Origin of the sequence: Clostridium nigeriense (genome assembly GCF_050585265.1) — a bacterium.
Lineage (GTDB): Bacteria > Bacillota > Clostridia > Clostridiales > Clostridiaceae > Clostridium > Clostridium nigeriense_B.
Window position 1 is genome coordinate 61,625 of sequence record NZ_JBNOOE010000003.1, and the last position, 12,441, is coordinate 74,065.

9 protein-coding genes are annotated in these 12,441 nt (G+C 28.6%); 8 read left to right on the forward strand and 1 reads right to left on the reverse strand.

The window, feature by feature from the left end; all coding sequences use genetic code 11:
• Positions 1–10: 10 nt before the first annotated feature.
• The 7 genes from ACQPVP_RS03890 (at position 11) to ACQPVP_RS03920 (ending at position 7,838) form a co-directional block, all read left to right on the forward strand.
• Complete coding sequence (locus ACQPVP_RS03890; RefSeq protein ID WP_430847427.1) at positions 11–853, forward strand: CvfB family protein; 843 nt, start codon at positions 11–13, stop codon at positions 851–853.
• A gap of 292 nt (positions 854–1,145) precedes the next feature.
• Entirely contained in the window at positions 1,146–1,982 is an 837-nt protein-coding gene (gene licT / locus ACQPVP_RS03895) for a BglG family transcription antiterminator LicT (RefSeq protein WP_430847429.1), read from the forward strand.
• Between the two features lie 182 nt (positions 1,983–2,164).
• Positions 2,165–4,048, forward strand: coding sequence for a beta-glucoside-specific PTS transporter subunit IIABC (locus ACQPVP_RS03900; RefSeq protein ID WP_430847431.1), 1,884 nt, complete (start codon positions 2,165–2,167; stop codon positions 4,046–4,048).
• A 61-nt stretch (positions 4,049–4,109) separates the two neighbouring features.
• The gene (locus tag ACQPVP_RS03905; protein ID WP_430847433.1) at positions 4,110–5,522 is read left to right on the forward strand and encodes a glycoside hydrolase family 1 protein; all 1,413 of its coding nucleotides are present in this window, start codon (positions 4,110–4,112) and stop codon (positions 5,520–5,522) included.
• Positions 5,523–5,686: 164 nt separating this feature from the next.
• Positions 5,687–6,463, forward strand: coding sequence for an amino acid ABC transporter substrate-binding protein (locus ACQPVP_RS03910; RefSeq protein WP_430847751.1), 777 nt, complete (start codon positions 5,687–5,689; stop codon positions 6,461–6,463).
• A 33-nt stretch (positions 6,464–6,496) separates the two neighbouring features.
• The gene (locus tag ACQPVP_RS03915) at positions 6,497–7,138 is read left to right on the forward strand and encodes an amino acid ABC transporter permease (protein WP_430847753.1); all 642 of its coding nucleotides are present in this window, start codon (positions 6,497–6,499) and stop codon (positions 7,136–7,138) included.
• Between the two features lie 10 nt (positions 7,139–7,148).
• On the forward strand, positions 7,149–7,838 hold the full coding sequence (locus ACQPVP_RS03920; protein WP_430847435.1) for an amino acid ABC transporter ATP-binding protein: 690 nt from the start codon (positions 7,149–7,151) through the stop codon (positions 7,836–7,838).
• A 22-nt stretch (positions 7,839–7,860) separates the two neighbouring features.
• Here the strand turns inward: ACQPVP_RS03920 and ACQPVP_RS03925 are convergent, their stop codons facing one another.
• Positions 7,861–10,494 carry a calcium-translocating P-type ATPase, PMCA-type gene (locus ACQPVP_RS03925; protein ID WP_430847437.1) on the reverse strand — a complete coding sequence of 878 codons (2,634 nt, stop codon included), beginning with the start codon at positions 10,492–10,494 and terminating at the stop codon, positions 7,861–7,863.
• Positions 10,495–10,696: 202 nt separating this feature from the next.
• Here ACQPVP_RS03925 and ACQPVP_RS03930 point away from each other — a divergent pair, with 202 nt between their 5' ends.
• Positions 10,697–12,409 carry an ABC transporter ATP-binding protein gene (locus ACQPVP_RS03930; protein WP_430847439.1) on the forward strand — a complete coding sequence of 571 codons (1,713 nt, stop codon included), beginning with the start codon at positions 10,697–10,699 and terminating at the stop codon, positions 12,407–12,409.
• Positions 12,410–12,441: the final 32 nt, after the last annotated feature.

Below are 12,441 nucleotides of genomic sequence, written 5' to 3' on the forward strand. Positions count from 1 at the left end.
AGGAGGAAAAATGATTAACATAGGTGATTATAATTTATTAGAAGTCAAGAGAGAAAAAGACTTCGGATATTATTTAGGTGATGAGGGTAAAATAGAGGTATTATTACCTAAATCAATGACAGAAAAAAAAGAAATAAATATTGGAGATAAGTTAGAAGTTTTTGTATATAGAGATTCAAAAGATAGACCTATAGCAACTTTTAAAAAGCCATTAGTAACTGTGGGTGAAGTAGGGTATTTGAAAGTAGTTTTCCAAACGGATTTTGGTGCTTTTGTGGATTTTGGATTAGATAGGGATATTTTTGTACCAATGAAAGAACAAAGATTTAAACTTCATATAGGAAGTAAATATTTATTTTATGTTTACTTAGATAAAACAGGAAGATTAGCAGCAACTACAGAAGTAGGAGATTATATTTTAAATGCTGTAGAAGAAGGAAAAGAATATAAAATTGGAGATGAAGTAATAGCACAAGTTTATGGAAAAACTGAAGGTGGTACTGTTCATGTTGCAATTGATGGTAAATATAAAGGGTTAATTTTACCTAATGAATATTATATGGATATATATCCTGGAACTGAAATGAAATTAAGAGTTAAAAGAATATATGAAGATGGTATTATAGGATTAACTCCTAGAAAAACTAGATTGAATGAAAGAGAAAAGATTCAAGAGGATATATTAAAATATTTAAAGAAAAATGGTGGATTTATGCATTTTAATGATAAATCTAATCCAGAAGATATAAAGGCTACATTTAATACAAGTAAAAATTACTTCAAAATGGCTTTAGGTGGTCTTATGAAGGAAGGAAAAATAGTTCAAGAAAAAGAAGGAACTAGATTAAAGTAATAAATTTTTAGTTAAGATACTAAAGGTGTTTGCATTTAGGTAGACACCTTTTCTGATTAAATTTATGCAATAAAAATGCAATTATTAAGCATATTTTCTTACAATATAAGGAAATGTGGAAAGGTTGACATTGAAATTTTTTAATGTTATAATTATGATAAATTAATAATGCTATGGGTTGTTACTGGTTATGCAGGCTTTACCAAATTATTAATAATATCTACAATAGGTATTATTTTATTTGAGTATGGTCTTTTTTTATACTCAAAAATCTGTTAAGGGGAGGAAGATAATGAAAATCGATAAAATAATAAACAATAATTTAATTAGAACATTTGATAATAATGGAAAAGAAGTTCTTGTTATGGGCTGTGGCTTAGGTTTTCAAAAGAAAATTGGTGATGTAGTAGATCAAAGCAAGATAGAAAAAATTTATTCTATTGAGAATAAAAATGATTGTAATAAATTAATGACGTTACTTTCTGAAATCCCTTTAGAGTATATTCAGACTTCAAATGAAATAATTTCTTATGCAAAATATTCTTTAGGTAAAAAGTTAAATGATAATATCTATATTTCATTAACTGATCACATAAGCTTTGCAATTGAAAGATATAAGCAAGGTTTGAATTTTGAAAATGCCTTATTATGGGAAATAAAAAGATTTTATAATCATGAATTTCTAATTGGTAAAGAGGCTTTAGGCATTATAAGAAAACGTCTAAATGTTGATCTTCCAGAAGGTGAAGCAGCATCTATAGCAATGCATATAGTTAATGCACAGCTTAATTCACGAGATATGAATGATACTTTAGACATAACAAAAATCATTCAAAATGTTTTAAATATAGTTAAGTTTCATTTCAATATAGAATTAGATGAATACTCACTTCATTATGAAAGATTTATAACCCATTTAAAATTCTTTGCACAAAGAATGCTTAGTGGAAAAGTTATGAAAAGTGATGATACTAATTTTTGTGAAATGATAAAAATCCAATATAAAGATGCGTATTTATGTGCTGAAAAGGTTGGAAAATATATATTAAAAGAATTTGAACATGAAATTTCAGATGAAGAAATGATGTATCTAACAGTACATATACAAAGAATAATAAAAGAAGATTAATTTTATTATTCTTGATACTAGCAATATAGGCTAGTAATAGAAATTATAGATTTTGAGCGCTCATCTATATTTCTTATATTTTTTAATCTTAGTTATGAAAGGTAGTTACCGTAAGCAGAATAGTTTCTGTATTATGGGCTTTACTTCATTAAAATTTATATATTTTAAATGGAGGAATAAAAATGGATTATGCAATAGTTGCAAAGAAAATATTAGAAAAGATAGGTGGAGAAAGTAATGTTAATAGTGTACAGCACTGTATGACAAGACTTAGATTCACATTAAAAGATGAAAGTAAAGCTGATGATGACGCTATAAAGAAAATAAAAGGTGTTATGGGTGTAGCTAGACAAGGTGGACAATATCAAGTTATTATAGGCAATAATGTAGGAAGTTGTTATAAAGAATTAATGAAACTTGGAAATTTTCAAGAAAGTAAATCAAGTGAAGTAAAAGAGAAAAAAGGAATTATCAATAACATATTAGACATAGTTTCAGGATGCATGTCTGCGACAATGCCAGCTATTATTGGTGCAGGTATGATAAAGGTTTTATTAGTTATATTACCTATGATAGGAATACTATCAGATACTAGTCAAACATATGCAATATTAAGTGCATTAGGTGATGCAACATTTTATTTTTTACCACTTATTTTAGTAATTTCATCATCTAAAAAGTTTAATATAAATCCATATACTTTAGCAGCAGTAATTGGTGTTATGGTATATCCAGATTTTATAGGGCTTGTTGATGCAGGTGAAAAGATTTCTTTATTTGGATTACCAGTAGCGTCAGCTAGTTATGCTTATTCAGTAATTCCAGTAATTATGATGGCATGGGTAATGCAATATGTAGAAAAATTATCAGATAAAATTACACCAGCAGTTACAAAAAATTTCTTGAAACCAATGTTAACATTATTAATTGCTTTACCAATTGCTTTAATAGTTATTGGACCAATAGGATTCTATGCAGGCGAAGCATTATCAAGTGCAATGGTATTTATTTATGATAAAGCAGGATGGCTTGCAATTATGATAATGGGTGCACTAATGCCACTTTTAGTTATGACAGGCATGCACTGGGCATTCGTTCCACTATCAATAATGAATATAAACAATCCTAATATTGGATTTGATGCTTTATTATTAGTAGGTATGTTATGTTCAAACCTAGCACAAGCCTCTTCATGTTTAGCAGTATTCTTAAAATCAAAAAATAAAGATTTAAAGCAAGTTGCAGGAGCTTCAAGTATTTCAGCATTCCTTGCAGGTGTTACAGAACCAGCTATGTATGGTGTAACTTTAAAATATAAAAAACCATTATATGCATGTATGATTGCAGGTGGAGTTTCAGGGCTATATGCAGGATTTGTAGGACTAAAATGTTATGTTTTTGCTACACCAGCGGTAATATCTTTAGTTCAATTTATAGATCCAAATGGTGGTTCTAACTTTATAAATGCATTAATAACATTAGGAATTTCAGTTATACTTGCATTTGTATTAACTTGGATATTAGGTTTTGAAGATCCAGAAAATGAAGAAGAGGAAGAAAATCTTAATGAATCAAGTAAAAAAGTTACAGTTGAAGAAGTAAAAAGCAAATCAAACTCAATTGTATTATCACCAATTGAAGGTAAAGCTGTTTCTTTAAAACAAGTGAATGATGTTACATTTTCAGAAGAAATAATGGGAAAAGGTGCAGCTATAATACCAACAGTAGGAAGAGCTGTTGCTCCAGTAGATGGAACTGTTTCTGCATTATTTGAAACAAAACATGCTATTGGAATAACTGCAGATAATGGAGCAGAAATATTAATTCATATAGGATTAGATACAGTAAAATTAGAAGGAAAGTACTTCACTGCTCATGTAAAGAGTGGAGATAGAGTTACGGCAGGAGATTTATTAGTAGAATTTGATATAGAAGGAATTAAAAAAGAAGGATATGAAGTAATTACACCTGTACTAGTTACAAATACATATGATTATAAAGATATATTATCTTTAATAGATAGAGATGTTAAAGAAAAAGATGAATTAATTAAAGCAATAAAGTAAATTTAAATTAAGAGTTGGAGCTGTCTATATGATAGCTCCAAATAAAATGGAGGTTATTAAAATGATTAAGTTTCCAGAAGGATTTTTATGGGGAGGAGCTACAGCAGCTAACCAATTTGAAGGAGCATATAATGAAGATGGTAAGGGATTATCAATTCAAGATGTAATGCCAAAGGGAATAACAGGAGCAGCAACTGAAGAGCCAACAGAAGATAATATGAAACTTGTAGGTATAGATTTTTATCATAGATACAAGGAAGATATAAAGTTATTTGCAGAAATGGGATTTAAGACATTTAGACTTTCTATTGCATGGTCAAGAATATTCCCAAATGGTGATGATAAAGAACCAAATGAAAAAGGCTTAGAATTTTATGATAAAGTTTTTGATGAATTAGCTAAGTATGGAATAGAGCCATTAGTTACTTTATCACATTATGAAACACCATTGGCATTAGCTAAAAATTATGATGGATGGACGGATAGAAGACTTATAGGATTCTTTGAAAATTATGTAAGAACTGTATTTACGAGATATAAAGATAAGGTAAAGTACTGGTTAACATTTAATGAAATTAATTCAGCATTACATTTTCCTTTAATGAGTGCTGGAATATGGACTCCAAAGGAAAAATTAAGTAAACAAGATTTATACCAAGCTATGCACCATGAATTAGTTGCAAGCGCATTAGCAGTTAAGATTGGTCATGAAATAAATCCAGATTTTAAAATTGGATGTATGATTTTAGGTGTACCAAATTATCCATTAACTCCAATGCCAAGTGATGTTTTAAAAACTTTAGAACAAGATAGACAAAATCTTTTCTTTGCAGATATTCATGCAAGAGGAGAATATCCAAAATATATGAATAGATACTTTAAGGAAAATAATATTGAAATTAAGTTCGAAGAAGGAGATGCAGAAATACTTAAAAATACAGTAGACTTTATTTCATTTAGCTACTATATGAGCTCATGTGCAACTGCAGATCCAGAAAAAAATAAAGCTGGTAAAGGAAACTTAATTTCAGGAGTTCCAAATCCATATTTAAAAGCGTCTGATTGGGGATGGCAAATAGATCCAGAAGGGTTAAGATATATACTAAACTTCTATTATGATAGATATCAAAAGCCTTTATTCATAGTTGAAAATGGTCTTGGAGCTGTAGATGAGTTAATTACAGACGAAAATGGAAATAAAACTGTAAATGATGATTATAGAATTAATTATTTAAATGATCATTTAGTACAAGTGGCAGAGGCAATAGAAGATGGTGTTGAGCTTATGGGATACACTACATGGGGATGCATAGATTTAGTATCTGCATCTACTGCTGAGCTTAAGAAAAGATATGGTTTCATTTATGTTGATAGAAACGATGATGGAAGTGGAACTTTAGAAAGATATAAGAAAAAGAGCTTTAATTGGTATAAAGAAGTTATAGCAACTAATGGTGGAAGCTTAAAAAGATAATCATATATTAATAAAAATACGATAAATTTCTTATCGTATTTTTATTGACTTTGTCACTTCACTATGATAAAGTAATAAATAAGAAAAGTGATTTAGAATTTTAACATTATCTATAATATTAGGGGGATATAAAAATGAATTTAAAAATAAAGAAGAGAATTTTAATGCTAAGTTTATTATTAATATTGCCATTTACATTAATATCTTGTAAAGAAAAAAGTATAGAAAGTGCATTGGATAAGGAGAAACTAGTTTTAGGCTTTGATGATACCTTTGTTCCAATGGGATTTAAAGATGAAAATGGTGAATATACAGGTTTTGATTTGGATCTTGCAAAAGCAGTTGGTGAAAAATTAGGAAAAGAAATAGTATTTCAGCCTATAGATTGGACGATGAAAGAAACTGAACTTAATAGTGGAAATATAGATTTTATATGGAATGGTTATAGCATAACAGAAGAAAGAAAAGAAAAAGTTGCTTTCTCAACAGCATATTTAAATAATAGACAAGTTATAATTACATTAGCAGACTCGGATATAAATACTAAAGCTGATTTAGCAGGAAAGATAGTAGGAGCTCAAAGTGAATCTAGTGCTGTTGATGCTATAGAAGCAGATGGAGATATAATAAGTACATTTAATAGTGGGAAAGTTATTACTTTTGATACTAATAATGAAGCTTTAATGGATTTAGAAGCAGGTAGATTGGATGCAGTTGTTGCTGATGAAATATTAGCTAAATATTATATAAGTCAAAGAGGCTCAGATAAGTACAAGGTATTAGATGAAGACTTTGGAAAAGAAGCTTATGCTGTAGGAATGAGAAAAGATGATGTTGAATTAGTAGAAGCATTTAATAAAGCTTTTAATGAATTAGTTGAAGATGGTACTGCCGGCGAAATATCTGAAAAGTGGTTTGGTGATGATATAATAGCAAAATAAAAAAAGACAAGAGAGGTGTTTACTTTGGAATTAATAAATGAAATTATGGGTTTTATTCCAGAAGCTTTAGTAGGGTTAAAGGTAACAATAGAGATATTTGCAATTACGCTTATTTTATCTATTCCATTAGGTGCAATTATAGCATTAGGAAGAATTTCTAAAATAAAATTGATAAAATCAATAACAGGATTCTATGTATTAATATTAAGAGGAACACCTCTTCTTTTACAAATTATATTTATATTTTTCGGATTACCTTTATTAAATATAACTATTCCAAGATTTCAATCTGCTATATTAGCAATGGTTTTAAATTATGGGGCATATTTTGGAGAGATATTTAGAGCAGGAATTTTATCTATAGATAAAGGTCAGTTTGAGGGAGCAGAAGTTTTAGGGCTAAGTAAAAAAGATACATTCTTTAGAATTATAATGCCCCAAGCATTAAAAAGAATTTTTCCACCTGTAGCTAATGAAATAGTAACTTTAGTTAAGGATACTGCATTAATTTATGTTGTAGGGTTAGATGAATTATTAAAGATAGCAAAGATAGCAGCAAATAGACTTTCATCAATTATGCCATTTGTGGTGGTAGGTGTAGTTTATTTAATTTTTAATGGTATCATTACAAAAGTATTAGAGTATATAGAAAAGAAGTTTGATTACTATCAATAGGAGGTATATTATGCTGAAAATTCAAGGGTTGAAGAAAAGCTTTGGAAAATCAGAAGTATTAAAAGGGATAGATTTAGAAGTTGAATCTGGAGAAATAGTAGTAATAGTTGGACCTTCTGGTGGGGGTAAGACAACATTACTTAGATGTGTAAATGGACTTGAATATTGTGATGAAGGAACTATAGAAATAGATAATAAATATTTATGTAAAAATGGAATTTATGGAGATAAGAAAAACTTTAATGAAGTAAGAAGAGGAATAGGGCTAGTTTTTCAAAATTTTAATCTTTTTCCACATATGAATGTATTAGAAAATTTAATTGAGGCACCTAAAAGAGTTTTAGGACAATCTGAAGAAGAAGCGGTAAATAGTGCAAAAGAAATTTTAAATTTCTTATGTCTTTCAGATAAAATAAATAGTTATCCATATGAATTATCAGGTGGGCAAAAGCAAAGGGTTGCTATAGGTCGTGCTCTTGCCTTAAAACCAAAACTAATGTGTTTTGATGAACCTACATCAGCTTTAGATCCAGGATTAACAGGAGAAGTAACAAAACTAATACGAAGTCTTGCAAAAGATGGTATGAGTATGCTTATTATAACTCATGATATGGATTTTGCTATAAAGGTAGCTGATAAAATTTATTCTATGGACAATGGAATATTATCCAAGGGGAATTTTTATACAGTAAATAATTAAAAGGCACTTTCGTGCCTTTTAATTATTTATCAAATTTTCTTTTATCACTTAACCTAAAGAATATCTTTACTATTTCGTTAATAGCAAATGGTATTAATGAAATTAAAAGTACTATTCCCCAATCTTTTAAAGTTAGAGAATAAACCTTAAATATTGTAGCTGTCAATGGAATAGTAATTATAGCAAATTGTATTAATATACCGAATAATACGGAACAAATTAGCCATTTATTTTTTAAAATTCCAACTTGGAATAATGACTTAGTTTCATTTCTCATAGAAAGTGAATAGAAAAGTTGAGAAACACTAAGAACAACAAAAGCCATAGTTTGGGCATGTTTCAATGAATCAGGATATAAATATTCTCCTAATACAAAAGCAAATAATGTATTAGCTCCTATTAATATACCATTTAGTATTAATAAAATTCCCATTCTTCCAGTAAATAAACTTTCTTTTGGACTTCTAGGTGGAAGATTCATTACACCTTTATCACCAGGATCAACACCCAAAGATAATGCTGGAAAACTATCTGTTATTAAATTCACCCAAAGAATGTGAATAGGTAATAGTGGAGCAGGCCAGTTTAATAATATTGCTACGAATAAAGCTACTACTTCTCCTAAGTTACAGCTTAGAAGGAATATAATAGATTTCTTAATATTATTAAATATATTTCTTCCTTCTTCCACAGCTTTAACAATTGTAGTGAAATTATCATCTGTTAATACCATATCAGCAGCGCCCTTAGCAACATCAGTACCTGTAATTCCCATAGCAACGCCTATATCAGCTGCCTTTAATGAAGGAGCATCATTAACACCATCACCGGTCATAGAGACTATATTATCATAAGATTTAAAAGCTTTAACTATTTTAACTTTATGCTCAGGTGACACTCTTGCAAATACTCTATAATTATTAATAATCTTAGTAAACTCTTTATCTGAATAACTGTCAATTTCACTTCCGGACATAGCTTGAGAGATATCTTCTGCAATTCCAAGTTCTTTAGCAATAGCTACTGCAGTATTTTTATGATCTCCAGTTATCATTATAGTTCTAATTCCAGCCTTCTTACTTAATTCTATAGAACCCTTAACTTCTTCTCTAGGTGGGTCAATCATACCCATAAGCCCGATGAAGATTAAGTCTTCTTCTAATTCATCTATAGCAACATGCTCATTATCAATAGTTTTATAAGCAAGGGCTAAAACTCTTAGTGCATCGTCAGACATTAAATTAGATGCTTTTAAAACTTCATCCTTTTCTTTATTTGTGAATTCTTTAATTTCACCATTTACTAAGATTTTATTAGATATTTTTAAAATACTGTCTATAGCACCTTTAGTAAATACATTATACTTATCGTTATAAGAATTTACTGTAGTCATAAGTTTTCTGTCAGAGTCAAAAGGAATTTCATTTATTCTTTTAAATTCTTTATTTAGATCTTCTTTTAAAATATTAATTTTATTTCCAACGTCTATTAATGCAACCTCTGTAGGATCTCCTGTTTGAATTCCATCTTTGGAAGTAGCATCATTACATAATATCATTCCATAAACTAAAAGTTTAGTCTCATGATTATTTATATCTATATTTTCTAAATCAGTAATTTCTCCATTAATATAATATTTTTTTACTGTCATTTTATTAATAGTTAATGTACCTGTTTTATCAGAGCAAATTATATTTACAGATCCCAAGGTTTCAACAGAAGGCAGCTTTCTTATAATTGCATTTTCTTTTATCATTCTTTGAACACCAAGTGCTAATACAATTGCCACAATAGCTGGTAATCCTTCGGGAATAGCTGCAACAGCTAAGCTTATAGATGTCATAAACATTTCTAAGATATCTCTTCCTTGAAATATAGAAACTATAAACATTAGTATTGATATTCCAACGGCAATAAATCCTAGAGTTTTACCTAGCTGAGCTAGTTTCTTTTGAAGTGGTGTTGTGTTATCCTCTTCAGCATCTAACATTTTAGCAATTTTACCAATTTGTGTATTCATGCCAGTATTAACTACTATTCCAATTCCACGACCATAAGTAACAAGTGTAGACATAAATGCCATATTATGCTGGTCACCTATTGAAACATCTTTGTCATCCAATATAATATCAGAACTTTTTTCTGCTGGAACAGATTCCCCAGTAAAAGCAGATTCTTCAATCTTTAAGTTAGCAGTCTCAATAAGTCTTAAATCTGCTGGAATATATCTTCCTGCATCTATAACTATAATATCTCCTACAACCACTTCTTCAGAGGGAATTTCAATAACATTTCCATCTCTTCTTACTAAGGCTTTGGGAGTAGACATGCTTTTTAAGGCTTCCAAAGCTTTTTCAGCCTTTGATTCTTGTATTACTCCAATAATGGCATTAATAAATATAACAATTAGTATAATTATTGCATCACTTATTTCACCAACTATAGCTGAAATAATAGAAGCAATTAAGAGTATATATATCATTACATCATTAATTTGAGAGAAAAAAAGTTGTAATAATGATTTTTTCTTTTTTCCTTGAAGCTTATTTAATCCATTTTTCTCTAACCTTGATTTAGCTTCAGAAGAAGAAAGACCATTAATTAAATTAGAAGATAATTCATTAATTATATCTTCGGATCTTTTATTAAACCACATTTAAAAACCTCCAACCTTTATAATATATTTATAAAAAAACCTATATAAATATATTGTATTTATTTTTAATAATATTAATACATGGAAAAAAAGTGAGTAAATTTATTTTTAAAGATAAAATACTTATAAAGTATGGAAAATTATTATTAATTAGTCTATTATTAAATAATACTAGTATTTGTAGTAATATAAGGAGGAAAATATGGTAAAAAGATTTATTAGTTATTATAAGCCATATAAGAAATTATTTTTCTTAGATATGTTAGCAGCATTTATAGCAGCAGCTTGTGATTTAGTTTATCCAATGATGACTAGAACATTAGTTAATGACAGTATACCTAATAAAAATATTAGGATGTTAATTATATTTGCTGTAACTTTAATTATCATATATTTAATTAAGGCAGCTTGTGGATATTTCATGCAGTATTATGGACATGTTATGGGGGTTCATATGCAAGGAGACATGAGAAGAGATATGTTCTTGCGCCTACAAAAATTGCCGAATACATATTTTGATAATAATAAGACTGGAGATTTAATGAGTAGAATGATTAATGATCTTATGGAAGTATCAGAGCTAGCTCATCATGGTCCAGAAGATTTATTTATCTCAATTGTTATGTTAGTTGGTTCTTTTATAGTGCTGTGCACAATTAATATCCCATTAACTCTTATAATTTTTGCATTTATTCCATTTATAGTTTTATTTACTTGGCAACAAAAAAATAAAATGCTTAATGCATTTATGGAAACAAGAGTAGAAACATCAGCCGTAAATTCAAATCTAGAAAATTCTCTATCAGGAATAAGAATTACAAAGGCTTTTGTATCTCATGAACATGAAATAGATAAATTTCAAAATGGAAATGATAGATTTAAAAGAGCTAGGTCTAGAGCATATAAAGTAATGGCTGAATATTTTGCAGGAGTTGGCTTTGGAATAGATATTTTAGATTATGTTTCTTTAATAGCCGGAGGTATTTTTACTTATTTTAATATAATTAACTTAGGTGATTTCTTTGCTTATCTATTATATATTAAGCTATTTACTCAACCAATTAAGAAACTTGTTAACTTTATGGAGCAATATCAAAATGGTATGACAGGATTTAAGAGATTTATAGCTATAATAGATGAAAAAATAGAAGAAGATGGAAATGCAGAGTTGAAAAATATTAAAGGAGAAATTCAATTTAAAAATGTCAATTTTAGTTATGAAGAGAAAAGCATATTAGAAGGAATTAATCTAGAAATAGAAGCAGGTAAAATGCTAGCTTTAGTTGGCCCTTCAGGTGGAGGTAAAACAACTTTTTGTAATTTGATACCTAGATTTTATGATGTAACTGAGGGTGATATTACTATTGATGGGGAAAGTATTTATGATGTAACTTTAGAATCATTAAGAGGTAATATAGGTATAGTTCAACAAGATGTATTCTTATTTACAGGAACTATAAAAGATAATATTCTATATGGTAAACATGATGCAACTGATGAGGAAGTAATAAAAGCAGCCGAAAGAGCTAATATACATGAGTTTATAATGAAGTTACCAGATGGATATAATACTTATATAGGTGAAAGAGGTGTTAAGCTTTCTGGTGGACAAAAACAAAGAATTTCTATTGCAAGAGTTTTCTTGAAAAATCCACCAATTTTAATATTAGATGAAGCAACATCTGCCCTAGATAATACGACAGAATATATGATCCAAAAATCTTTAGAAGAACTTTGTGAAGGAAGAACTACAATAGTAGTTGCTCATAGATTATCTACAATAAAAAATGCAGATGAAATTTTAGTCTTAACTGATAAAGGAATAGAAGAAAAAGGAAGTCATGATGAACTTCTTAATAATGGTGGATTATATAAGGAATTATATGAATCACAATTTTTAAATTTGAAGAAATAAAATAAAAGATATTGGATAAAATATCTAGAGAG

Excerpts from the sequence above, each read along its gene's own strand:
- ACQPVP_RS03890 (WP_430847427.1), top strand. The coding sequence starts at position 11 with ATGATTAACATAGGTGATTATAATTTATTAGAAGTCAAGAGAGAAAAA.
- licT (WP_430847429.1), top strand. The coding sequence starts at position 1,146 with ATGAAAATCGATAAAATAATAAACAATAATTTAATTAGAACATTTGAT.
- ACQPVP_RS03900 (WP_430847431.1), top strand. The coding sequence starts at position 2,165 with ATGGATTATGCAATAGTTGCAAAGAAAATATTAGAAAAGATAGGTGGA.
- ACQPVP_RS03905 (WP_430847433.1), top strand. The coding sequence starts at position 4,110 with ATGATTAAGTTTCCAGAAGGATTTTTATGGGGAGGAGCTACAGCAGCT.
- ACQPVP_RS03910 (WP_430847751.1), top strand. The coding sequence starts at position 5,687 with ATGCTAAGTTTATTATTAATATTGCCATTTACATTAATATCTTGTAAA.
- ACQPVP_RS03920 (WP_430847435.1), top strand. The coding sequence starts at position 7,149 with ATGCTGAAAATTCAAGGGTTGAAGAAAAGCTTTGGAAAATCAGAAGTA.
- ACQPVP_RS03925 (WP_430847437.1), bottom strand. The coding sequence starts at position 10,494 with ATGTGGTTTAATAAAAGATCCGAAGATATAATTAATGAATTATCTTCT.
- ACQPVP_RS03930 (WP_430847439.1), top strand. The coding sequence starts at position 10,697 with ATGGTAAAAAGATTTATTAGTTATTATAAGCCATATAAGAAATTATTT.